We start from the raw sequence: 21,645 nt of genomic DNA, 5'->3' as shown, positions 1-21,645 counted from the left end.
GCTAATCGTCCGCGAGAACCCTTGCGAAGATGGCGCTGGCGCGCTCGCCCATGCGCTGCGCGCCTGCCACCGTGAAATGGCCGGCATCCTGGAATAGCCACACGCCGTGCTCGACGACCGGACAATCCTGGTCGCAATAGACCTCGGATGGCCTGAGCAGCTCGACCTTCGCAAACGGCCTGATCGCCTCCGACAACACCGCATCGATGATCTGATTGGCGGCGATCGCCTCAGTTTTCGGGACGGGATCGCACGGCTTGGCCGGCGCGTGCCAGCGTGGTCCCGGCAGCATGCGCAGCTGATCGAAGCCGCAGTTCACGGGCCGGACCTGTCCGCCGATGATGAGGAAATGCCGGCCCGGCCGGTCGAGCAGGCGGATCGTCTCGGCGAGATCCTCGGCCACGGCAGCATTGTGCGTCCGCGCCTCCGGCCCGTCGCCAAGGTCGAGATAGTGTTGCCAGGCTTGACCGATCACGACGAAATCGGCCTGCGACTGCTGGATGCGCGGAAGCTCGCTATCGCGTAGTTCCGCGCACACCTGGGCGCGCGGCCCCTTCGCAGTCAGACCGGCGAGCGTCGGACAGCCGCTCATGGTCGAGACATGGCCGATCATGCCACGCGCCTTCAGCGTGGTGTCGAGCGCGGCGACATATTGCTGGACAAAGGAATCGCCGAGCAGTTCGACCCCCCGCGTGCCATCGAGATCGCCGAACGCGCACAGACGGCCGACGGTCCGGCCACACTTGTTCAAGCCGAAGCCCTGCAGCTGGAAGAGCGCGAGCTGATCGGGCGGCAGCCGCGAGACGACGCCGTCGGCGAGGAACGTCGCGTGGGTGAGAGCGGCGCAGACGAGCAGCGCGGTCGCAAAGCCCGCCGCCTGGCTCCAGCGCGGCCAGGGCAGACGACGCAGCGGCTGCTCGACCAACGCGTACATCAGCGCGGTGAATGCCGCCATCAGCACGCATTGCAGGCAAAGGCCAGCGGCAGTCTCAGCCGCATCGCCAAAGATGAAACGGATGAAGAAGATGACAGGCCAATGGACGAGATAGAGCGAATAGGACACACGGCCCACGGCGCGTACCGGCTCTGACGTCAAGAGCGGTGCGGGTACGTTGGCAGCGATGATGATGACGGCGGCGATGCACGGCAGCAGTGCGGCGAGGCCGGCATAGGCCTGGTAGCGGCCGATGACGAGCAGGCTGCCGAACAGGACGGCGGCGCCGCAGGCGGCGGCAATGGAGCGTGCGCGAGGCAACGATCCGAGACGCGCTTCAAGCGGAATGGCAAGCGCGCCGAGCCCGAATTCGAACACCCGGAATGGGGTCAGGAAGAATACGGCTTCCGCATCGTGCGGGAGCCACACCGCGGCGGCAGCGAAGGAGATCAGACCGATCGCCGCGATGGCGCTGAACACATGCCGGCTCCGCCCAACCCACATCAGGACCAACGGCGCCAGCGCGTAGAACTGAATCTCCAGCGACAGCGACCACAAATGCAGCAGCGCCAGCTGATCGGAGCTGGGGGCGAAATAGTCGCTCGCTTCCCGCCAATACTGGACGTTGGCGATCGAGAGCAGCCCGTGTGTCGCCTCCTTGGCCAGCTGGCGCATGGCTTCGGGCGACAGAAAGAGCCAGCCGACGGCGAAGCTCGCCGCGATCGTCACGATCAACGCCGGGAGGATGCGCCGCGCCCGCCGCAAATAGAAGTCGGACAGCGAGAAGCGTTGCGCCACGACGTCGCGCAGAATCTGTCCGGTGATCAGATAGCCGGAGATGACGAAGAAGATGTCGACGCCGGCAAAGCCGGCTTCGAAGCCCGTGATCCTCAGATGGAACAGAACGACGATGACGACGGCGATCGCCCTGAGGGCATCGATATCGGCACGATGACTGCGTCCCAATGTGGTCCACCCCGCGCATTCTTCGAGGCGCACGAGATGCACAGACACGGATGGCAACAGCGGGAAACAGTCATGACGTCATCGGACCCATCCGGTGACGTCTGGCCGGCACTGGGGTGGCAGAATTGCTTCGACACGGCCCACAATGCCGACACGATCGCGCCCCCGATCGCGTGAGACCAAGCTCATCTGACGGCTGTTGGCTCGTGTTGCCGGCAAGGCGGATTGTGGAGACATCAGCAATCTTGAAGTCGGTTCTGCCTCCCGACTGCCAGGTCCGGTGACGCTATTCGCCCGAGAGAATCTTGGCGATGATCGCGCTGGCCCGTTCGCCCATCCGTTCCGCGCCGGCGACGGTGAAATGGCCGGCGTCCTGGAATAGCCAGACGCGGCCTTGCACCACGGGACAGTTCTCGTCGCAGTAGACCTCGGACGGTCTTAAGAGCATGACATTGGCATAGCGCGCGAGCGCCTCGGCAAGACTCTGGTCGATAGCGCCCCCATCCGCGACGGCCGAGTTCTTCGACAGCGGCTCGCAGGGCTTCGGCGGCCGGTGCCATAGCGGTCCCGGCAGCATGCGCAGACGATCGAAGCTGCAGCCGAGCGGGCGGACCTGCGCACCGATCACAAGAAAGCGGCGCCCCGGCCGATCGAGAAAGCGGATGGTGGCGGCCACGTGCTCGGCAAGTGCGGCAGCCGGCGTCAGCCCGTCCCGCATTCTTGAGACTTCAACATAGACCTGCCAGGCCTGACCAATCACCACGACATTGGCCGGCGATTGCTTGACGCGCTCAAGTTCGCGGTCCCGATACTCGGCGCATTGCCGTTCGCGCGGTCCCGGCAGCGAGACGCCGATCAGCACGGGGCACCCGCTGACCGTCGAGGTGTGACCCGCAAGCGCGCGCGCCTTCAGCGGCGCGTCCAGCGCCGCGACGTATTGCTGGACGAAGGAATCTCCCGTCAGTTCGAGCGAAGGTGATCCATTGATGTCGCCGAATGCGCAGTCGCGATCCGTCCTCTTTGCACATGCCTCCAGGCCGAAGCTCTGCAACTTCAGCAATGCAAGGCGGTCGGCCGGCATCCGCGCTATGACGCCATCAGCCCGAAAGCTTCCATAGGTGATCACCACGCAGGCGACGATCACGGCGGCGAAGCCGGCCGCCTGCTTCCATTTGGCGAGATGGAGCCGCCGTAGCGGCTGTTCGATCGTGACGAACTGAACAGCCGTGAGGACCGCCATCGCCGCGAGCTGCGCCGCAATCCCGCCCAACGTTTCGGCTGCGGCTCCGAAGATGAAGCGGGCAAAAAAGATCACCGGCCAATGCACAAGGTACAGTGAATAAGACGAGCGGCCGACTGCCAGCACGGCCGGATTGGCGAGCAGGCGCATCGGCCGGTTGGCCGCGATAATTGCCGCTGTTGCCAGACACGGTGGCAGCGCCGCGATGCCGCCCGCCCCCTGGAAGCGGCCGATGAACAACAGGCTGCCGATCAGCAGCACGTAGCCTGCTGCGGCGGCAATAAAGCGGCCCGCCGATGACGCTGCGAGTCGCCCTTCGAGCGGGATGGCGAGCGCCCCGAGCACGAACTCAAACACACGGAAGGGCGTGAGGAAGAACACGGCTTCAGGATCATGTGGCAGCCAGACAAGCCCTGCGAGCAGCGACAGAAGCCCGGTCAGCGCGATCGCCGAGAACACGTAACGCGTGCGGCTCAACAGGACCAGCACCAGAGGCGAAACAAGATAGAATTGCGCCTCGACCGACAGCGACCATAGATGCAGCAGCGCAAGCTGGTCGGCGCTCGGCGCGAAGTACTGGTCGGCCTCGCGCCAATATTGGATGTTGGAAATCGACAGGAGGCCGTGGGTCGCCTCCTTGGCGAGCTGGCGCAGAAACTCTGGCGCGAGATAGAGCCAGCCGGCAAGCAAGCTCAGCATGATCGTCGCGATCAGAGCCGGCAGGATTCGGCGCGCCCGCCGCAGGTAGAACGCGGCGAAAGAAAATCGCCGCGCGGCGATATCGCGCAGGACGTGGCCGGTGATCAGATAACCGGAGACGACGAAAAAGATGTCGACGCCGGCAAAGCCAGCTTCGAGTCCCGGGATCCGCAGGTGGAACAAGACGACCAAACCGACCGCGATCGCCCGCAGGCCATCAATATCCGCCCGATACCCGCGTTCCACGTCCCACCATCACGCATTGCAGCGCGGTGGGTAAGCACATTGAGATACATACAGCAATATCCAGATACAGTCTAACCGATCAGCGGCAGCTGCATACCGGCTGCTGCGGCGGGCTTACCGAGCACCGGTATCCGCCACGACGAGAGATTGGGGAAGCTTGGTCTAAAGCTGTCAGTAGGGATGGTGGGGGAGGCAGGACTCGAACCTGCGAAGCCATGAGGCGGCTGATTTACAGTCAGCTCCCTTTGCCACTCGGGACACTCCCCCGCTTCAACGGCATTGCCTGTCCTCCGCGAAAGCGGCGTACGGACCATCAGCGCCATCAAGACGGTAAGACCGCGGGGCCCTTGGAAGCGGGCGCGCGCGGCCGGGGCCGTTATGGTCGAAGGCGGCCCGCAAAGTCAACCAAGGGAATGGTCATTTTCCGCTCCCGCACTGCCAAATTGCCAGAATCTGGCCCGCATGACACAAGCTGTTTCATGAGCGAACGCGATCGAAGGTCCCCTGCCCGGCGTCCGGGCGGCAAATCGGCCGGCAAACCCTTTGGAAAACCGGGCGGTTTCGGCCGGCCGCCCGCCTGGCGGGAGCGCGAGACCGGCCACGACGGTCCGGTGATCCTTTATGGCTGGCATACGGTGACCCTGGCGCTCGCCAATCCGAAGCGGCGGATCCGCAAGCTTTACCTGACCGAGAATGCGGCGCGCCGGCTCGCCGAGGAACAGATCGCGACCCGGGTGACGCCGGAGATCGTCCGCCCCGGCGATATCGACCGGCAGCTCGGGCCGGACGCCGTCCATCAGGGCCTGCTTGCCGAAGCCGATCCCCTGCCCTCACCCGACATCGAGACGCTCGAGACGCACGGCATGATCCTGGTGCTCGACCAGATCACCGATCCGCACAATGTCGGTGCCATCCTGCGCTCGGCCGCGGCGTTCGACGTGAAGGCGATCGTCACCACCGCGCGGCACAGCCCCGAAGCGACCGGCGTGCTGGCCAAGTCCGCCTCGGGCGCGCTGGAGCTGGTGCCCCTCATCACCGTGCAGAACCTCGCCCGCGCGCTGACGCGGCTGAACGAACGCGGCTTCCAGACCGTCGGCCTCGACAGCGCGGGATCTGCGAACCTCGCTGCGATCGAGTTGCGCCAGCCGCTTGCGCTGGTGCTCGGCGCCGAGGGCAAGGGCCTGCGGCAGCTGACGCGCGAGACCTGCAGCGCCGTGGCCCGGCTGGATTTGCCCGGCGACATCAAGAGCCTCAACGTCTCCAATGCCGCGGTGCTTGCGCTCTATATCGGTGCGAGCCGCCTCGGGCTCTTGACCTGAACAGCAAAACGCCCGCTCGCAGCAAGCGAACGGGCGCAGAAGCCAAAGCGCGAAGCGCGATCAGTAGTAGCGGCGCAGCACCGGGCGACCATGATAGTAGCGCGAGTGGCCCCAGCGATAGGCGGTGCGATGGCCGTAGACGGCGGGACCAGCGACGCCAGCACCGTGATAGTAATGGGTGTAACCGTAGACCGGCAGCGCACTTTCCCGATAGGCCGGATAAGGCGCAAAGGCGCCGGGGCCGCTATAGGTCGGTCCCTGGTTCACGTAGTAGTATTGCGTGGTCGGCTCGACCAGCCGCTCGTAGGCCGCGCCGCAGCTCCCGCAGTAAGTGTAGGGATATGCTGGCTGATAAGTATAGGCGGGCTGATAGTAATAAGCGGGTGACCCGCATGGGGTATATCCGCAGGCCGCTGCGGGCGCAGCGCCCGCGACAGCCAGGCCGAGAACGGCAACGGCTCCTGAAATGATCTGACGCATTACTCTCTCCTGTTCGATCAGACTTTTTATTTTGGTTTGAACGTCTTTCGGCTAGCGGCGATGATCCGGGGACGGCCTACGGAAATCACGATGGTCTCCGCCTTCGCGCGGCGCCAGGATCACCTCCGGTGGATACATCGGCACTTGCGGCTGGGCCGGCTGCATCATGGACTCGGCGCCCCACGATCGATGATAGCTCTCGGCCGGCCTGGGAAGCTTGCGGTCGGCGGGTGGCTCGATCTCCATCCGTCCATAGCCCGGCTTCACTCCGAGGCTTGGGTAGTAGTGGCCGACATTGGGCTCGGCATCGATATAACGTCCGCCATAGATGGTCGGCTGCATCTGGTAGCCACGGCCAAGGCCGAATTGACCTTCCACGACGGCGTAGGACGCGTCGATGCCGTTGATGATCACCGGTACGCCGGGACGCATCGGAATGACGATCTCAAACCCTTCGCTGGCGAAGGATGCGGATGCCGTTCCAACAAGGATGGCCAGAGCTGTTGCGAAGCGCATGAAATTCACGTGGCGGTTGTCCCCTCACAATACCCGAACGCGCGCCGGCAAAGGTTAAAGCCACGCGTCAGTCTTCCGGTAAGCCTAACGCGCGCAGCATTCGTCTTCGTTAATGCCACCGATTGTCGCAGCAATCCGGTTGCCAGGTGATTGCCATGTCGATGAAACGTGGTTGCGACAATCCGCGGGGCTGCGCTCGTGGACGAACCGTCTCAGGCGAAGGCCGTCATCAGGATGGTGCGGACGCCGATCCCGATGGTGACGGCTCCCACCGCAGCTTGCAGGACATGATTGGCCACGGAGAGCCCACGCGCCGAAATCGCGAACGGCACCGCAATCACCGCCGACAGCGCCGCCATCCCGATCATCGATCCCACACCGAACAGCAGGATGTAGATCAGCCCGGCCGCCGGAGTCGGAGCCTCGGCGACCGCGAGCACCAGCAGGGCTGCGGATCCCGCCATGCCGTGCATCAAGCCAATGAACAGGGTCCGCCAACGGAAGCCGTGCGTGTGGGCGTGGACGGCGCGGGCATGCGGGAGTGTTTCGCCGGCGTGGCTATGGGCATGGAAATGCGCGGTACCGTCGCGATGGCTGTGCCGGTGGAAATGCACACGGTCGCGCCACAACCGCCATATCAGGTGCGCACCGAGGCCGATCAGCATGATCCCGACCGCCGTCTCGAGCCGGCGGGACAAGAGCTCCGGAATGACATGGCCGACCAGCAAGGCCGCGCCGGCGCACACGAACAGCGTCAAAGTGTGCCCCAGCCCCCAGGTCAGACCGTGCTTGACGATATCGCTGACGTCGCTCCGACGGGCTGCGATACTGGATACGGCCGCAACATGGTCGGCCTCCAGCGCATGCTGCAAGCCCAGCACAAACCCCAGTGACAAGATCGCCAGCATTCGCCCCGCCCGATATTCGCGACAGCCTAACACCTCGACCGTCCCCGGCAAGCCGAAGCGGGGCGGCATCGTGCGCCTTATGTTCCTGCGTCTCACGCCAGTTTGAATAACGGCGTACCGGTCTGTGGAACCCTCTCCCGATATCGGGCTTAGCAGGCGGGGCACAACAACGGAGTTTCCCATGAAAATGATCGCTATTGTTGGGGCAGCGGCAGTGTTGGCGACTGCCTTGTCAGGCCCGGCGCTGGCCAAGCACGTCAAGGGGCACCACGGCGTCATGCGTGAGCAGACGATGCCGCAGCAGGCCGACGCCGGCTGGAACAATGGCTGGAATAACAACGGCTGGGACCGCCGCAACAGCGGTTTCTGGCCGGGTGATGTCGCTGCGGGCGCGGTGGGCACGGCCGCCGGAATCGCGGGTGCTGCGGTCGGAACTGCCGGCGCACTCGCCGCCGCTCCGTTCAGCGCAGCCGACGCCTATGCCTATGATCCCGGCCCGTACCACTACAGCCAGCCGACGTTCGACCGCGGCGCGAACGGTTACTACGGCAATTGGGACAGCTATGCCACCCGCAACGGCATCTCCTGCCGACCGGGCACGATGTTCAAGGGCGCCGATGGCGCGATGCACCTCTGCCAGTAACGAGCATTCAACGTATTCAGCAAAGGGCGGCCTGCGAGCCGCCCTTTTTTGGTTGCCATTGCGCCCAAACGCAATCAACCGTCGTCGAAGCAACGCCTGCGCAGGCCCTTCGGTCAGAGCTTTCTCGATAGCGACATTTTCTCGACAGCGACGTGCGGTGGTGCCGGCTGAGGGGATTGAACCCCCGACCTTCGGTTTACAAAACCGCTGCTCTACCGCTGAGCTAAGCCGGCGAACGCATCGTCAGGATCGCACCGCCTGCCGGGCACGAATGAAGCTGACGGAGGCGCGCGGCGCCGTTCCTACCAGAGTTGTCCTGTCGAGGCTACTGCTGTCCGGCGCTCGGTTGCGTCGTTCGGAGCGCGGCTGCGAGACCTCAGCGGGCGCGCGCCTTGGTGGCCGTCGCGGCCGGCTGCCGTGACGCGGCCCATTCGGGGTCGGCAACGGGTCCTGCGGCATCGCCGGTTACGCCCACCAACTGCCCGATCGCCGCATCTCGCGTCTGTGTCCAGCTTTGCGTTGCGCAGAACAGCCCAAGCAAACAGCCTTTCACCGCCAATTGGCCCGCGCTGTCGCGCCACACCGAGACGCCATAGGTCTTGCCGTCCTCGGCATTGTACACTTCGCCGGCGTAGCGGCCGTCGGGTCCAGATTTTAGTCCCAGGAGAATCTGGTGGCCAAGCAGCGCCCGTGAACGCCTGGTCGGATCAGGATTGAGCCGATCGCGAAATGGCTGACCTTTGGCGTCCGCCATCTCCTTCATCCAGACGATGTAGCCGCAGATGCGCTCGGGCGCGGCGCCGCATCGCTCGACCCGGACCCGGGCGCGGCCATCTTCCGTCAGCCAGGTGCCGCTGGGATCGACAACCGTCGCGGCCTGCCCGCGCCCCTCGGCCACCGAGAGCAGCGTGCTCAGCACGAGGCGCAGCACCAGGCGAAACAGGAATCTCAATCTCATCTGGATGCACCTCGTCATCGTGTAAGCCTCCAGCCAAGCGCTGCCCCGCATGCAGGTCACCTGAGCTGCGCCACCAGGGCATCGGCCCCTTTGTCGATGCCTGCTTCTGCGGCTGCGAGCGCACCGACGCTGGCCTTCACGTCGTAAGGGCTAGGGTATTGCTTGCTGACAAAGGCGCTCAGGAGCCGTCCGCTCGGTGCATCGAGAACCTCGACGACGTAGAGCACCGATCCGGTCAGCAGCCCTTCACCGTCGCGCGCCGTCTGCACGCCGTTGTAGACCGCGCCCGCCAGATCGAAGCGGGACATGGTCCCCAGCACGGGCGTGTTGGTCACCGCCCCGGTCAGGGTGAGCCGCACGCGCAACGTGTTCGGCTGACGCTGGCCGACGACCGCAAACCGCGTGCTCAGGCTTTCCAGGAAGCGCGATCGCATATAGGCGGCAAGCTTCACCTTGTCCTGCTCGGACATGTCGCCGAACTGGTGGTCGCGGCCGCGATAGATCACGACCGGATCAAGCATGATCTTGTCGTAACTCCGCCAGTCGACCGAGCTGGCATAGCGATAAGGCACTCGTCCCGACGAATCGGATGTGTTCGGTGCGAGGTAGTGTGACGAGGCGACCTCGGAATACGCCACGGGCGTCACGGTATTGCATCCCGCAACGGCACTCGACCACAGCAGCGCCAGCACGCCGCGATGGTGGATCGGAAAACCCATTCTTGCCCTCCAGAGCGTAACGCCGTCCTCCCTGGAGGAGGCGTTCTGATGCAGCATAATAAAACCGACTAGACGGTTTGTAAAGTGGAGATGCAGACCGCTGGCGACAGGTCGGAGACATTCGAGCATCAGATCAGGTTTTCGAAGCCCCCTGAGGGACGGTCTTCCCTTCGGCCTGCTCCAAAGCAGCCCATCGGCTGTCGTCTGAGAGGCGCGCGAACAGCCGCTCCAGGTCGTCGCCGGCGATCGGAGAGATTCGGAGCATGGCCATCAGCGCCAACCCGCGGGCCGCGGCCCAGCGAAGGACAGCCAGATCCGGGTCGGATGCTTCCGCCTTGATCTCCGCAATCCGTTCAGCGTCGCCTGCGCGCGCATCGGCCAGCAGCCCGGGATCCTGGGCCAAGGCGCCCAGCATGGCCTGCGCCACCGAATATTGCTGTGCGATGAGCTCGCGCGAGGTCGCGATTTGCGTGGCGAGCTCAGGCTGATCCGAGGAGTTGGCCGTCTTGCTCCTGAATTCCTTGGAGAATTCACCGAAATGGACGAATTGCTGTTCGAGCAGCGCCCTCAGCACGGCTTCCTTGTTTCGGAATTGGTGCATCAGCCCGCCCTTGCTGAGCCCGCTTTCGCGCGCGATCGCATCCAGCGTCAATCGACCCGGCCCGTCGCGTGCGATGATGGTGAGAGCAGCGGACAGAGCCGCTTTGCGCGACCGTTCAGAACGGGAGGGATTATCCATGATCCAGCTTGGGTGGATGGCGGCGCATTCGTTGTGCGAACTTCGGATTCGAAGGACACCAGGGCCATAGGCGGAAATCCCGTTGCCCCTGTCAAGCCGCGACAGCCCGAGCCATTGGTGTCCCCCCGGCGGCGCAGGTTTGGACCTACGCGGACTCGCGAAGGTTTGATCCGATTGGGGTCGCTGGGCGGCGCAATCGAGGGCAAAATGCGGCAGTGGCGCTGTCGTATTTCATCCGCGACTTTCAATCATCCCCAGAACCCACTGGTGGCCCTACTTGATCTGGGTTGGGGACTTGCTGCAATCATTGGCGAGGGCTGAGGGGTAACGCGCCATGGGCTGGAAAGAAGAACGTGACGCCTTGATTGCGCAGACGCTGGCTTTCGTCGAGCAGGTCACGGGCAAGCCCGCTGATTTTTCCAAGCTGGCTCCCGCTCCGGCCGCCGCCACGCTGCCCGGAGCGCAGGGCACCCGCCCCTCCGCAATTTCCAACGCCGCACCGGCCGGCGCGAAGGATACCCACCCTGCCCTTGCCGCAACTGCATCCGACGAACTCGAACTCGAGCGCGACATCGCGCTCGCAGTTCTTTCCCTCGAGCCGGCCGCAAATGGGACCAGCGAGACGGCCTCTGGATCACCGGTGCAGGCGGCGGCAAGCCCGGTGGCAGAGGAGCAGCTTGGCCGGGCCGAAGACGAGGCGTCTCCTGCCAATTCATTTCGGGCAGAGCCCTTCAAGAGCGCCGTCTCGCCGGCTCTCGCCGCGCAGCTTGGAATGCAGCGGGACATGCAGGACGAGATCCGCACCCGCGTCGCGAAGTTTCGCGCCCATCAGGAGCGCTTCAATCGCGAGCGGCAGGAATATTTCAGCTCGACCTTGGCACGGCTGCGCGCCTCGATGGAGCGGACCTCGCGCGACGACAAATAGGCCGCGCGCCGCGCCGACATTCTCCCATCCCGGCGAGATGAACGAAGGCATTCCGCGCACCTAGAGCATGATCCGGAAAAGTGCGGGGCGGTTTTCCCTCGCGACAGACGCGGAACGCGTTTGCGCAGAGATCATGCTCAATCAAAACCTAGAGCCACGCGCACAGCAGCACCACATTGGCGATGAAAGCCAGCAACAGCCCAAAGCCGAGCACGAGCTGGATACACCCGCAAAAGATGTGGCGATCGGTCCTCATGGGGTTAACCATCCGGCGATTCTAGCCCCGGAGTCCCACGGATTCTTTTTTCCAAAGTTGAGGACTCGTTTACGACTCGCGGACGGAAAACGCCGCTTTCCTGCCAAAGGGCCGCCTGCGTCTCGGCGCAAGCCCTGTTCATCCTCGGTTCATCATCGAGTCGACTGGAGCCGTTCGGAATGCCCTACGCCCTGTTTTGCAACGATGCCAAATTGAGCAAGGCCTATCCGACCGAGGCCGACGTCTGGAGGCTGGCGCACCAAAGCGGGCTCGTGGTTGATGTTACGACGAGCGCGCGCCGCTCCGACGTGCATCTGCGTCTCGATAACGACTACGAGATCAAGCCGTGCGCGGTGGAGCCGGAAGAAGATCCCTGGCAGAACCGCGCCGATGCCGAGCGGCAGTTGCAGCTCGGCATCCTATTCTCTTCCTGAGCACTGAGTCCGCTAACAGCGCAGAGACGACTTTAACGCTCGCGGGCAGTGAGACTGCCCGCGATCAGTGGGTCGACCGAGGCCGCGCCTTATGGCGTCGCGATTGCAAGCGACGCCTGCTCGGCGGGAAGCGCCACACAGGCACGCTTGCGGCTCAAGCCCCGGATTGCGCCCGTCACCTTCAGCACCTTGCCCGACGGGCACGACGTGGTCTGAACGAGGGCCACCTCATAGGGCGCCAGCATCAACGGCTCGGACTTGAGGATGGTTTGAGCAGAGCACGGCAACGCCGCCGCAGATAACAACAGCACCGACACCAAGATACGCATGGGGGATCATCCAACCAGACCGGCGAACGCATAATAGCAATCGTGGGCGAAAGTTTCACGAAGCTTTGAAAATATTTTTGATCCGGTGAGTCCGCGATAGCGGCAGCAGACTGAGCAAATCACAAGCAGCAACACGCCCGCAATTGAGGCGGGCGTGTGCATTGTTTGAGCTTTGATGCCGCGCCGATCCGATGGCTCAGCGGTCGATCATCGCGATCTTGCGCGTCAGTATTTGCTGGCGACCGGTCCGCCCCAGCCGAAGCGGTAGTTCACCCCGACCTTGACCGTATGCTCGTCGCTGTTGAAGCGGCTGCCAACGATCGGCGCCGGGCCGGCCGTGAAGGTCGTGTTGCCGAAATTGTAATACTGATACTCGGCCTTGGCCGACCAGTTCGGCGCGAACATGTATTCGAGCCCGGCCCCCACGGTGTAGCCGTCCTTGTGGTTGCCATTGGTCGTGAAGGCCGCGGGCGTGCCCGCAACGGAGACGCCGACACCATTGCCGTCGCGCCAGGCGTAACCGCCCTTGGCGTAGAGCAGCGCCGGTCCCCAGGTGTAGCCGATCCGGCCGGTCACGGAGCCAAGCTGGTTGGCGCCGGTCGATGAAATCACGGTCGCGCCAGGGAAGCCGAAAGTGGTGGTGTTGCGATCCATCCAGCTATACTGGGCCTCGATGCCGGCGACCCAGCTCGGCGCGAACTGATAGTCGAAGCCGCCCTGGACACCGCCAAGGAAACGCCCGTTATTGCCTTCAAGGCTGTTCCCGCCGGCAAACGCGCCGCCGACGTGGCCACCGATATAGAAACCCGTCCAGTTATAGATCGCCTGCGGCGGGGTATAGACCGGCGCCTTGGTATAGGTGCGCGCGGGCATATCGGCGGCGAATGCCGGGGCTGCCAAAGCCGTAAATGCGACGGCGCTCAACAAAACTCGTTTCATCGAAGTCCCCGTTATTCAGTTGCGACATCTATCGAACATCGTGGCCGCATTTGGGTTGCCCGATGGCGCTGACGCAGCTGTGATTGGGCGGCGTCTGTCACCAGGGGGCAACAAAGGCCTTTTGTTCCATAGGCTTCCCGAATTTTTCGTGAAGCGCGCGCCTGGCCTTAGACCTTGCCTTAGATTTGGTCCGGCGAGGGCAGGACTTGTTCATCCCCTCCCCTAATTGTGATGGCACATGGGCGCCCGCAAGGCGCGAAGCTGCAAATCCGGGTCGGGCCGCCGACATCCGCAGACGAACCTCCCCAAGGAGGAAAGCGGATCTCGGCTCCGGAACTAGCGCGTCAAGGTTGCCAGCTCGGGAAAGGGTCCGTAGGCAACCCCGGCACAGAGCTCGCCCGCATCGTCGACGACGCGGTCGAGGCGTCCGTCGACATAAACGATGGCGCGCTCGCGCGCCGGGCGATAGGAGCCGTCGGTGTCCCGGGCGGCATACCTGATACAGCTGACATAGCGCAGCCGACCGCCCACCGTCCGCTGCACCGGCTCCGCCATTGCCGTATCGTGCAGACCGACCGGGTTGTTGAGGTAGGTCCGCATGAACGCCAGGATTTCCGTACGATAGTTGTTCGGGAACGGCTGAGCGGCAACCCCACGATCGGCGGTGAAAGAGATGGGGCGATTGTCCTCAGTGCTGAGGAGGTTCCCAGTGGCAGTGGAGCAGCCCGCTAGCGCAAGCGAGAGCAGTATCGCCAAGCACCCTTTCGAGCCCCCCTTCGAGTTCCCCACGGCCCTGCTCTTTCCGAAGTCCCACCAAGCATCGCCTTCTAGACAATTTGGAGCGCCGAGCAAGTGTGCCCGCGCGGTCAGCCCGGCGGCAGGCCCGCCTCCGTCCGGTTGTCTGCATGTTCGGCGCAGACAAGGCGGCAGGCGGGCCGGCATTTTCGCGGCTGAGCTTCAGCCGCGGCGCAGAGCGGGCGTGGTCCGCTTGAAGCTGACCTTCTGCACCGGCTTCTTGTGAGTGCTCTTGTTGAAGCCGATCTTCGCCTTCGGAGCGGCATGCGACTTCACCGAAGCGTGCATCGCCTTCACCTTCTTGTGATACCGATGAGCGTAGTGCCGATGGGCGCGGTGATGGCGAGTGATCTTGGCCGAGCGGAGATGCGACTTGGCAACCGTCGGCTTGGCTTCAGAAGTCTTGGCCTCGGAGGTCTTGGTCTTGGCCATCCCGGTCGTGAGCTGAGCGTTCGGCGTGCTCTGGGTCTGACCGGCGGACGTGTCCGGCTTCACTTTACCGCCGGCAGCGAGCGCAGGTGCAGCCAGAATCGACGCGGCGAGCAGGGCAACTGACATCTTCTTCAGCATGGTCATCTCCTTCGGATGGGATCTGGAGGGACCGGCCGATCGGCCGGCCTCGTCGATCATGTGAAGGAGCTTAGGGGCCGGGCGCTGAACCCATCCTGAAGCGAGTTCCAGCTTAGCGTTCATCTCGATGACTGACTTGTTACCTAAACGACCGTCCTGTCACCTTCCCGCCGGTATATTGCACAGATCGCGGCGCAAAATCCGCGCAAATGGCCGGGAATATTTTCGCACTGCGAAGGTTCAAGTCGCAGTTGTTACCGTTGGATCGCCAATCGAACTCGGGAGATATGAATGAACAAGTCTGCGATCAGGATTGCCACGCTGGCGCTGTTTTCGATGGCAGTGGCCTCCGGGCCAATGCTTGCATCGAAAGCTTTTGCCGCGGGCAGCGACACGCCGTCGTCGCCGCCGGCTTCTGATTCGACCAAGAGCAAGAAGAAAGGCGACAAGAGCTCGAGCATCGAGGATCCGAAATTCCTTGCCGCCTATCGGACTGCCTACACCACGATCTACGACCGCGGCGACTATGCCACCGCGATCGAGCAGCTCAAGGCGCTGCATCGGGAAGACGTCGCCGACGTCGTCAACCTGATCGGCTACTCCTACCGCAAGCTCGGCAACTACGAAGCCTCCAAGCAGTATTACGAGCAGGCGCTGGCGGACGATCCGAACCACGTCCGCACCTGGCAGTATTACGGCCTGTGGCAGCTCGAACAGGGCAACCGCGAACAGGCCCAGTATCACCTCGACAAGGTGGCACAGCTCGCCGGCACCAACAGCGCCGAATATCGCTCGCTCGCTGCAGCCCTCGAGAAGCAGCCGGGCACCGGCCTCGTCTACTGATCGGCAATCGCTCGATCATCATCTTGAAACAGAATGGCGCAACCTCCAGGGGTTGCGCCATTTGCTTTGGCGCATCATGATACCCGGACAATTGTCAAAAGCTGTTTTGATGGTGGGCTTCGGGGGAGGATTGCGGGGTGGACGCATGGCTTCGTGCTGCGCTTGATTACGTCCGTGACTGGCTGGAATTTCAGGTCCAGGTCTCGCAGCAGCCCGGCTGCATCATCGCCATCGCCCATCGCGGCGATATCGTTGCGGAGCATGCCTTTGGCCATGCCAACCTCGACACCGGCGAGAAGCTGACGCCTCGCCACCGCTTTCGGGTCGCCTCGCATACCAAGGCATTCACGGCGGCTGGGATCATGCGATTGCGCGAGCGCAAGCGCTTGAGGCTCGATGATCCCGTCGGACAATATGTCAGCAAGCTGCACCCGGACGTCGCTGCTTGCACGATCGCGCAAATGCTGTCGCACACAGCCGGCCTGATCCGCGACGGCGGCAACTCCGGCCAGTTCACCGACAGCCGCTCCTATCTCGCACCCGAGGAGTTGCTCGCCGAGCTTGCGCTACCTCCCGCGATCGATCCGAATACGCGGTTCAAATATTCCAACCATGGCTATGGGCTGCTCGGCCTGGTGATCGAAAGCATCGTGGGCGAGCCCTATTCCGCCTGGATCAGGCGCGAGATCATGGAGCCCGCGGGGCTGCGCGAGACCGTGCCGGATATCACGCTCTTAGCCAAGTCCGCACCATTTGCGCGCGGTCATTCGCGACTCGCGCCACTCGGCCGCCGCATCGTCATCCCCGGCGACAATCCCACCCACGCGATCATGCCGGCCGCGGGCATCGTCGCGACCGCAGCCGATACTGCGCGCTTCTTCGCCCAGCTCGCCCCTCACGCAAAAAACAGCGTGCTGTCGGCCGCGAGCCGGCGCGAAATGACTCGCCGGCACTGGCGTGTTCCGCAGGAGGTCGAGGAAGCCTATTACGGCCTGGCATTGGCGAGCGGCACGACAGCAGGCTTCGACTGGTTCGGCCATGGCGGCGGCTTCCAGGGCTATATCTCACGTACATCAGTTATTCCGGCGCGCGAACTCGCCATCACCGTGCTGACCAACAGTGTCGATGGCTGGGCGCCGGGCTGGGTCAATGGCGTCAAGTTCATCCTGCAGGCATTCGCGACCCATGGCGCACCGTCGCGCCGCACGCGTGACTGGACCGGACGCTGGTGGACGCTTTGGGGCGCGATCGATCTGCTCCCGTTCAACGAACGGGTGATGATCGCCAGTCCCTACCTCATCAACCCCTTCATGGATGCGGCACAAATCGAGGTGGCAGGCCGAGACAGCGGCCGGATCAGCGAGGCTGCCGGTTTTGCGAGCCACGGCGAGGCGGTGCGGCGCGTGCGCGCGAAGTCCGGCGCTGTCAGCGAGATCTGGCTCGGGGGTACGCGCGTCCGCCCCGAGCGCGTCGTCAGCGCCGAGATGGAGCGCAACTATCCGAAGGGCCGCACGCGCCGAAAAGGCGCGTGAGGCGCTCCGCCCTACTTCATCAGCGCTTCGACCTCGCTGCGGAAGGCTTTTCGCGAGTCGTCACGCGAATAGAACATGTGGCCGCCCGGGTAGACCACGAGCTTCGTTCGTGGCGGCTGCGCGAAGGCCGGCAGCTGATCGAGCTTGATCTTCGATCCGTAATAGGGCGTCGCGAGATCGAACAGTCCGTGACCGACCAGGAGCTTCAATTTCGGGTCGAGCGCAAGGATCTGCCGGAGCTCGCCGATCGATTCCGCAGGTCTCAGGCCGCGGCCGAAATCCCAGGCCTTGTTCACCGAACCGCTCAACAGTTCATAGGAGCCGTCCGGCCGCCAGTTGAGCTTGCCGGTGGTGAGGTCAACGATCGCGCTCGTCATCGGCGCGGTCAGCCCGTCGCCCGAGGGATCGCTGAAATGGTAGAAGCTCGAATCCGGATAAGGATCGGGTGCCAGGACCGAAGCGTCGTAGCGCCCGGTGATCCTGCCGTCGCGGCGGTCGAATTCGCGGCGGAATTCCGCGATGTCGAACCGGCCGGCAAGCCGGCGGCTGATCGACTGATCGATCCCGGTCAAGCTCGCAACCTTATCGGCGAGCCGATTGGTCGCCTCGACATCCGCCGCGCCCTTGACGAGATCGAGCAGGAAGTCACTGCTGGCGTAGTGCTCGACATCGGCGAGATCAGCGCGTGTGACCGGCCCTTTTTGCTGCCGCGCCACCGCCGCAAATGTCGGCAGGCTCGCGACATATTGCAGGAGGCTCGAGCCGCTATAGTCGCGGAAGTCGAGCACCGGTGAAATCAGGATCAGTCCGTTGACGCCGACGCCCTGCTCCATCTGCAGATTGCGCACGAGCTTCGGGCCGCGGATGCCACCATAGCTCTCGCCGACGACAAACTTCGGCGACGACAGCCGATCATGTTTCTCCAGCCAACGCCGCACCACAAGCGCCAGCGAACTGACGTCGCCATCCACCGAGAAGAACCTCTTGCGAGCATCTTCGTTCGTGGTCACGAAACGGCTGTAGCCGGTACCGACGGGATCGACAAAGACGAGATCGGTAAAATCGAGCCACGTATCGGCATTGGGCTGAAGCGTCGGCGGGCTCGATGGGGTGACGTTGTCCGCATTGATCGGCAGCCGCCATGGTCCGCTGTTGCCGAGCTGCAGCCAGGCCGAGGCAGCGCCCGGCCCACCGTTGAAGAAGAACGTGACCGGACGGCTGCCACGATCGGTACCGTCAAGCTGGTAGGAGGTGTAGGCGATATCGGCCTGCGGCTCGCCCTTGTCGTCAAACAGGCGGATCGAGCCCGCGGTGGCGGTAAAGGCGAGCGTGCGTCCGGGCAGTTCGACCGTCTGCTTGGTCGTGGAATCTGGCGGCAGTTTGTGCTGCTCGGCGGCGGCCGGCGATGCTGGCGTATTCGCAGCGCGGGCGCCGGTTGAGCCCGCGCGGGGTCCTGCCGGGGTGGTCGCCTGCTGCGGCTGGGGCGGCGGCGGTTCCTCCGCGCGGACGACGCCTGCCCAGGCCAGCAGAACACAGCCGGCGGCCGCAACACGCAACGAACTCAGCACTCTCATTCCGTCTCCTCCCACCGGCCGCTCGACCGCCACAAGGCTGTGCTGCGGCCAGAACTGACCATTTTTTGCGACACGAACATGAAGTCGCGCAGCCAACCTAGACCATGTTATCAGCGAAATGGTTCACATCGCGGCGAGTGCCTGTTCCGGCCAACTGTGCTATGCGCTCGAACCAATCGGCCCTCCGCTGCGTCTACATCAAGGGGGCATCGGGGACGCTGCGCCGCCACTCATGGAGTTCACGCATGAAGACACCACCGCTCATCGTCGCGGGATGGATCGCCTTGGCAGCGCCGGCATTCGCGGCGCCGCCGGTTGCATTGGTCGAGGAGATCCAGGGCGATGTGACCGGCGCGGAGCTGATGGACTACGTCGTCCCCGGACAGACGATCAGGCTGGGGCCGGACTCCACGCTGGTGATGAGCTACCTGAAGTCCTGCCGCCGCGAGACCGTCAACGGACCCGGCAGCGTCACCGTGGGCCCCGGCGAAAGCAAGGTCGAGGGCGCCACGCTCAAGAACGACGTCGTCAATTGCGATGCCGCGCATGCCCAGGCGACCGCACGGGAGACCAGCGAGGTTGCCGCCACCATCGTCCGTGGCATCGGGCCCGACAACCCGCCGGTTGCGCAGGCGATCATCTATGGCGCGTCGCCGATCTTTGAGGTCAGCGGTCGCGGCACGCTGGTGGTCGAACGGCTCGATCAGCCTGGTGACCGCCAGCAAATCGAGCTGAACGGCCGCCAGTTCAAGGGCAGGTTCTACGATTTCGCCGGCACCAGCCATCCGCTCACTCCAGGCGGCACCTATGTCGCGAGCTTCGGACCCTCCCGCGTGGTCTTCCGTGTGGATGCGCAGGCCAAGGCCGGTCCCGGACCTGCGGTCGGCCGCCTGCTGCGGATGAATTGATTGGCAGCGCCGTGACGATCGGGCGACGGACGCGCGACGCGCTCGCCGTTCTTGCGATTGCAGTCGTGAGCGCGGCCTTGTTCGTCTCTCCTGCATTCGAGCGCGGCCGTGGATTGTCGCTGGACATCCTGACCTGGCTGCGCTTCGAGGCGTTCGGCAATCGGCAGGCGCCGGAGCAGAGCCCGACGGTGGTGGTCGCGATCGACGAGGAAAGCTACGCGACGCCGCCGTTCAACGGCTCGCCGCTCCTGACCTGGACCGGCGAAATTGGCCGCGTGCTCGGCGCCGTGCTGGACGGCGGCGCGAAGGTGGTCGGCTTCGACATCGTGTTTCCGACCTCGATCGAGCAGTCCGAGATCCCGCTGGGCGACAGCACGCTGGGCGACAAGACCCGCGGTTTCGATCGCGATTTCCTGCGCGCACTCGCTGCAGGCGCCGCAACCGGCAAGGTCGTGCTCGGCGAGGTCTTCGCCGAGCAGCCGGTCATCCCCGCGCCCGGCCAGCGCATCGCCGTCCGACAGCAACAAAATTTGCGTCCGCTCAACACCTATACCGACAGCGACGACGTCGTGCGTCGTCATCCCCTCACCGTCGCCGTCGATGGCCACCCGGTGCCGTCAATGGCGCTGGAGCTCGCCGCACGCGCGCGTGGCACCCCGCTGACGATCGATCCGGACGGCACCGTGCGGTCCGACGACATCAGCACCGCCGGTCGCATTGCGAATACCGTCACGCTCAATTTCGACGGTGGGGCCGACGACATCCCGACCTATTCCTTTGCCGACCTGCGGGCCTGTGCGGTCAAGGGCGACAAGGACTATTTCCGTCGCGAGTTTGCCGGCAAGGTGGTTCTGATCGGCACGGTCGGCATCGAGGACCGCCGGCTGACCTCGAAGCGCTTCGCCACCCGAGCCGAGGGCGCGCGACGGCCGCGCTGCGTCCTGGGCGAACGAAAGACGACAGCAGCATTCGCGCGCAGCACCATTGCAGGCGTGTACATCCATGCCACTGCCATCAACAACCTGGTCAGGCACGACGCGGCGATCGAGCTCGGATGGCGTGCGACGGGCGCACTCGCCCTCGCCTTTGCGCTGGCCGCGGCGACGCTCGCGCGGCTCGCCAGGCCTGCCACCGCCGCGGCAGCACTGCTGGCGCTCGCCCTGCTCTACACGGGCCTGGCGACGGTGCTGTTCAACCAAGCCTTCGTGTTGCCGCTGGGCGAGCCGCTCGGCGCCGCGGCGCTCGCGCTCGCCGCCACCATCGGCTATCGGTTCATGGTCAGCGACAAGGACCGCAGGCTGCTGCAGAAGGGCTTTGCCTATTACCTCGCGCCGCATCTGATCGACCGCATGCTCGCCTCGCACAAGCTGCCTCAGCTCGGCGGCGAGACCCGCGACATCACGGTGTTCTTCTCCGATATCGAAGGGTTCTCGGAGATTGCCGAGCGGATGACGCCGTCAGCGCTGATGGCGCTGACCAATGAATATCTGTCGGCGACGACGGACGTGATCGAGAGCCATAGCGGCTATGTCGACAAATATATCGGCGACTCCGTCGTCGCCGTGTTCGGCGCGCCCCTCGACGATCCATTTCACGCCACCAATGCGGCGCGTGCAGCGCTTGCGTGCAAGGCCCGGCTCACCGAGCTCAATCGGACGTCAGCAGCGTTCCAGGGGATCAAGGTCGCCCAGCGCATCGGCATCAACAGCGGCGAGGCGCTGGTGGGTAATTTCGGCTCGCAGCGCCGCTTCAACTATTCCGTGATGAGCGATGCGGTCAATGTGGCCTCGCGCCTGGAAGGCGCCAACAAGTTCTATGGCACGACCATCATCGCCTCCGACAGCACTGTCGCGCGGGCCGCCGATGAGTTTGCCTGGCGCGAGCTCGACACGGTCAGGGTCAAAGGCCGCGAGCAATCCTTGAAAATATTCGAGCTGCTGTGCCTGACAGAGGAGCTCGCGCCGGACCAGCAACGCGTGCTCACCGACTATGCGGAAGGCCTGGCGCTTTGGCGCGCCGGTAAATGCGAGGCGTCCGCGGCGTGCTTTGCGCGCGCGGCCACAATGGACCGTCCGAGCGCCCTGTTCGCCGAACGGGCCCGGGCCGCACAGCACGACGCCCCCTCTGCGGCCTGGGCGGCGGTACGGAGCCTGCAGGAGAAATGACGAGCGTG

Annotated in this window: 22 protein-coding genes and 2 tRNA genes; 8 read left to right on the top strand and 16 right to left on the bottom strand. The window is 64.3% G+C overall.

Annotated elements, in window-relative coordinates; all coding sequences use genetic code 11:
• Position 1: 1 nt before the first annotated feature.
• The 3 genes from ACQR1W_RS33415 to ACQR1W_RS33405 all read right to left on the bottom strand — a co-directional run bounded on the left by ACQR1W_RS33415 (position 2) and on the right by ACQR1W_RS33405 (position 4,352).
• Positions 2–1,900 carry an acyltransferase family protein gene (locus ACQR1W_RS33415; protein ID WP_434854735.1) on the bottom strand — a complete coding sequence of 633 codons (1,899 nt, stop codon included), beginning with the start codon at positions 1,898–1,900 and terminating at the stop codon, positions 2–4.
• Between the two features lie 286 nt (positions 1,901–2,186).
• Positions 2,187–4,085 carry an acyltransferase family protein gene (locus ACQR1W_RS33410; protein WP_434854734.1) on the bottom strand — a complete coding sequence of 633 codons (1,899 nt, stop codon included), beginning with the start codon at positions 4,083–4,085 and terminating at the stop codon, positions 2,187–2,189.
• A 181-nt stretch (positions 4,086–4,266) separates the two neighbouring features.
• A tRNA-Tyr gene (locus tag ACQR1W_RS33405) sits at positions 4,267–4,352 on the bottom strand.
• 212 nt (positions 4,353–4,564) lie between these two features.
• Here ACQR1W_RS33405 and rlmB point away from each other — a divergent pair.
• Positions 4,565–5,404 (top strand): 23S rRNA (guanosine(2251)-2'-O)-methyltransferase RlmB, encoded by an 840-nt coding sequence (gene rlmB / locus ACQR1W_RS33400; RefSeq protein ID WP_434854733.1) that lies wholly within the window; start codon positions 4,565–4,567, stop codon positions 5,402–5,404.
• A 60-nt stretch (positions 5,405–5,464) separates the two neighbouring features.
• Here rlmB and ACQR1W_RS33395 read toward each other — a convergent pair whose 3' ends face one another.
• The 3 genes from ACQR1W_RS33395 to ACQR1W_RS33385 all read right to left on the bottom strand — a co-directional run bounded on the left by ACQR1W_RS33395 (position 5,465) and on the right by ACQR1W_RS33385 (position 7,308).
• The gene (locus ACQR1W_RS33395) at positions 5,465–5,884 is read right to left on the bottom strand and encodes a hypothetical protein (RefSeq protein WP_434854732.1); all 420 of its coding nucleotides are present in this window, start codon (positions 5,882–5,884) and stop codon (positions 5,465–5,467) included.
• A 51-nt stretch (positions 5,885–5,935) separates the two neighbouring features.
• Positions 5,936–6,400 carry a hypothetical protein gene (locus ACQR1W_RS33390; RefSeq protein ID WP_434854851.1) on the bottom strand — a complete coding sequence of 155 codons (465 nt, stop codon included), beginning with the start codon at positions 6,398–6,400 and terminating at the stop codon, positions 5,936–5,938.
• A 212-nt stretch (positions 6,401–6,612) separates the two neighbouring features.
• The gene (locus ACQR1W_RS33385; RefSeq protein WP_434854731.1) at positions 6,613–7,308 is read right to left on the bottom strand and encodes an urease accessory protein; all 696 of its coding nucleotides are present in this window, start codon (positions 7,306–7,308) and stop codon (positions 6,613–6,615) included.
• Between the two features lie 181 nt (positions 7,309–7,489).
• Here ACQR1W_RS33385 and ACQR1W_RS33380 point away from each other — a divergent pair, with 181 nt between their 5' ends.
• Complete coding sequence (locus ACQR1W_RS33380; RefSeq protein ID WP_434854730.1) at positions 7,490–7,951, top strand: hypothetical protein; 462 nt, start codon at positions 7,490–7,492, stop codon at positions 7,949–7,951.
• Between the two features lie 158 nt (positions 7,952–8,109).
• Here the strand turns inward: ACQR1W_RS33380 and ACQR1W_RS33375 are convergent.
• The 4 genes from ACQR1W_RS33375 to ACQR1W_RS33360 form a co-directional block, all read right to left on the bottom strand.
• A tRNA-Thr gene (locus ACQR1W_RS33375) sits at positions 8,110–8,184 on the bottom strand.
• A gap of 143 nt (positions 8,185–8,327) precedes the next feature.
• Entirely contained in the window at positions 8,328–8,909 is a 582-nt protein-coding gene (locus ACQR1W_RS33370; protein WP_434854729.1) for a DUF2147 domain-containing protein, read from the bottom strand.
• 56 nt (positions 8,910–8,965) lie between these two features.
• The gene (locus ACQR1W_RS33365) at positions 8,966–9,628 is read right to left on the bottom strand and encodes a DUF3313 domain-containing protein (RefSeq protein ID WP_434854728.1); all 663 of its coding nucleotides are present in this window, start codon (positions 9,626–9,628) and stop codon (positions 8,966–8,968) included.
• A 133-nt stretch (positions 9,629–9,761) separates the two neighbouring features.
• On the bottom strand, positions 9,762–10,367 hold the full coding sequence (locus ACQR1W_RS33360; protein WP_434854727.1) for a TetR/AcrR family transcriptional regulator: 606 nt from the start codon (positions 10,365–10,367) through the stop codon (positions 9,762–9,764).
• A gap of 334 nt (positions 10,368–10,701) precedes the next feature.
• Between ACQR1W_RS33360 and ACQR1W_RS33355 the strand changes: the two genes are divergently transcribed.
• Positions 10,702–11,292, top strand: coding sequence for a hypothetical protein (locus tag ACQR1W_RS33355; protein ID WP_434854726.1), 591 nt, complete (start codon positions 10,702–10,704; stop codon positions 11,290–11,292).
• 148 nt (positions 11,293–11,440) lie between these two features.
• On the opposite strand, the gene ACQR1W_RS33350 is transcribed toward ACQR1W_RS33355, so the two are convergent.
• Complete coding sequence (locus ACQR1W_RS33350; RefSeq protein ID WP_008967011.1) at positions 11,441–11,548, bottom strand: hypothetical protein; 108 nt, start codon at positions 11,546–11,548, stop codon at positions 11,441–11,443.
• 179 nt (positions 11,549–11,727) lie between these two features.
• On the opposite strand from ACQR1W_RS33350, the gene ACQR1W_RS33345 reads away from it, so the two are divergent.
• Positions 11,728–11,982 carry a hypothetical protein gene (locus ACQR1W_RS33345; RefSeq protein ID WP_008967009.1) on the top strand — a complete coding sequence of 85 codons (255 nt, stop codon included), beginning with the start codon at positions 11,728–11,730 and terminating at the stop codon, positions 11,980–11,982.
• Positions 11,983–12,071: 89 nt separating this feature from the next.
• Here the strand turns inward: ACQR1W_RS33345 and ACQR1W_RS33340 are convergent, their stop codons facing one another.
• The 4 genes from ACQR1W_RS33340 to ACQR1W_RS33325 all read right to left on the bottom strand — a co-directional run bounded on the left by ACQR1W_RS33340 (position 12,072) and on the right by ACQR1W_RS33325 (position 14,615).
• Positions 12,072–12,311, bottom strand: a complete 240-nt coding sequence (locus tag ACQR1W_RS33340; RefSeq protein WP_035980563.1) for a DUF6719 family protein — start codon at positions 12,309–12,311, stop codon at positions 12,072–12,074.
• A 225-nt stretch (positions 12,312–12,536) separates the two neighbouring features.
• Complete coding sequence (locus ACQR1W_RS33335; protein ID WP_434854725.1) at positions 12,537–13,250, bottom strand: outer membrane protein; 714 nt, start codon at positions 13,248–13,250, stop codon at positions 12,537–12,539.
• Positions 13,251–13,586: 336 nt separating this feature from the next.
• Complete coding sequence (locus tag ACQR1W_RS33330; RefSeq protein WP_434854724.1) at positions 13,587–14,006, bottom strand: hypothetical protein; 420 nt, start codon at positions 14,004–14,006, stop codon at positions 13,587–13,589.
• Positions 14,007–14,207: 201 nt separating this feature from the next.
• Positions 14,208–14,615, bottom strand: a complete 408-nt coding sequence (locus ACQR1W_RS33325) for a hypothetical protein (protein ID WP_434854723.1) — start codon at positions 14,613–14,615, stop codon at positions 14,208–14,210.
• 291 nt (positions 14,616–14,906) lie between these two features.
• On the opposite strand from ACQR1W_RS33325, the gene ACQR1W_RS33320 reads away from it, so the two are divergent.
• Both ACQR1W_RS33320 and ACQR1W_RS33315 read left to right on the top strand, forming a co-directional pair.
• Positions 14,907–15,458: a tetratricopeptide repeat protein gene (locus tag ACQR1W_RS33320; protein WP_434854722.1), complete on the top strand. Its 552-nt coding sequence runs from the start codon at positions 14,907–14,909 to the stop codon at positions 15,456–15,458.
• 137 nt (positions 15,459–15,595) lie between these two features.
• Positions 15,596–16,990, top strand: a complete 1,395-nt coding sequence (locus ACQR1W_RS33315) for a serine hydrolase domain-containing protein (protein WP_434854721.1) — start codon at positions 15,596–15,598, stop codon at positions 16,988–16,990.
• Between the two features lie 11 nt (positions 16,991–17,001).
• On the opposite strand, the gene ACQR1W_RS33310 is transcribed toward ACQR1W_RS33315, so the two are convergent.
• On the bottom strand, positions 17,002–18,564 hold the full coding sequence (locus tag ACQR1W_RS33310) for a S10 family peptidase (protein WP_434854720.1): 1,563 nt from the start codon (positions 18,562–18,564) through the stop codon (positions 17,002–17,004).
• 245 nt (positions 18,565–18,809) lie between these two features.
• On the opposite strand from ACQR1W_RS33310, the gene ACQR1W_RS33305 reads away from it, so the two are divergent.
• Positions 18,810–19,472, top strand: a complete 663-nt coding sequence (locus ACQR1W_RS33305; RefSeq protein ID WP_434854719.1) for a hypothetical protein — start codon at positions 18,810–18,812, stop codon at positions 19,470–19,472.
• A gap of 11 nt (positions 19,473–19,483) precedes the next feature.
• On the top strand, positions 19,484–21,637 hold the full coding sequence (locus tag ACQR1W_RS33300; protein WP_434854718.1) for a CHASE2 domain-containing protein: 2,154 nt from the start codon (positions 19,484–19,486) through the stop codon (positions 21,635–21,637).
• Positions 21,638–21,645 lie beyond the last annotated feature (8 nt).

This window comes from Bradyrhizobium sp. HKCCYLS1011, assembly GCF_051167795.1.
In the GTDB taxonomy this organism is placed as follows: domain Bacteria; phylum Pseudomonadota; class Alphaproteobacteria; order Rhizobiales; family Xanthobacteraceae; genus Bradyrhizobium.
This window is presented reverse-complemented; position numbering and strand designations above follow the sequence as displayed.

Bases quoted from the DNA above. Each gene is read 5' to 3' on its own strand.
- ACQR1W_RS33365 (WP_434854728.1), bottom strand. From the start codon at position 9,628: ATGGGTTTTCCGATCCACCATCGCGGCGTGCTGGCGCTGCTGTGGTCG.
- ACQR1W_RS33310 (WP_434854720.1), bottom strand. From the start codon at position 18,564: ATGAGAGTGCTGAGTTCGTTGCGTGTTGCGGCCGCCGGCTGTGTTCTG.
- ACQR1W_RS33345 (WP_008967009.1), top strand. From the start codon at position 11,728: ATGCCCTACGCCCTGTTTTGCAACGATGCCAAATTGAGCAAGGCCTAT.
- ACQR1W_RS33395 (WP_434854732.1), bottom strand. From the start codon at position 5,884: ATGCGTCAGATCATTTCAGGAGCCGTTGCCGTTCTCGGCCTGGCTGTC.
- ACQR1W_RS33305 (WP_434854719.1), top strand. From the start codon at position 18,810: ATGAAGACACCACCGCTCATCGTCGCGGGATGGATCGCCTTGGCAGCG.
- ACQR1W_RS33385 (WP_434854731.1), bottom strand. From the start codon at position 7,308: ATGCTGGCGATCTTGTCACTGGGGTTTGTGCTGGGCTTGCAGCATGCG.
- rlmB (WP_434854733.1), top strand. From the start codon at position 4,565: ATGAGCGAACGCGATCGAAGGTCCCCTGCCCGGCGTCCGGGCGGCAAA.
- ACQR1W_RS33355 (WP_434854726.1), top strand. From the start codon at position 10,702: ATGGGCTGGAAAGAAGAACGTGACGCCTTGATTGCGCAGACGCTGGCT.
- ACQR1W_RS33360 (WP_434854727.1), bottom strand. From the start codon at position 10,367: ATGGATAATCCCTCCCGTTCTGAACGGTCGCGCAAAGCGGCTCTGTCC.
- ACQR1W_RS33350 (WP_008967011.1), bottom strand. From the start codon at position 11,548: ATGAGGACCGATCGCCACATCTTTTGCGGGTGTATCCAGCTCGTGCTC.
- ACQR1W_RS33325 (WP_434854723.1), bottom strand. From the start codon at position 14,615: ATGCTGAAGAAGATGTCAGTTGCCCTGCTCGCCGCGTCGATTCTGGCT.
- ACQR1W_RS33320 (WP_434854722.1), top strand. From the start codon at position 14,907: ATGAACAAGTCTGCGATCAGGATTGCCACGCTGGCGCTGTTTTCGATG.
- ACQR1W_RS33335 (WP_434854725.1), bottom strand. From the start codon at position 13,250: ATGAAACGAGTTTTGTTGAGCGCCGTCGCATTTACGGCTTTGGCAGCC.
- ACQR1W_RS33390 (WP_434854851.1), bottom strand. From the start codon at position 6,400: ATGCGCTTCGCAACAGCTCTGGCCATCCTTGTTGGAACGGCATCCGCA.
- ACQR1W_RS33370 (WP_434854729.1), bottom strand. From the start codon at position 8,909: ATGAGATTGAGATTCCTGTTTCGCCTGGTGCTGCGCCTCGTGCTGAGC.
- ACQR1W_RS33380 (WP_434854730.1), top strand. From the start codon at position 7,490: ATGAAAATGATCGCTATTGTTGGGGCAGCGGCAGTGTTGGCGACTGCC.
- ACQR1W_RS33340 (WP_035980563.1), bottom strand. From the start codon at position 12,311: ATGCGTATCTTGGTGTCGGTGCTGTTGTTATCTGCGGCGGCGTTGCCG.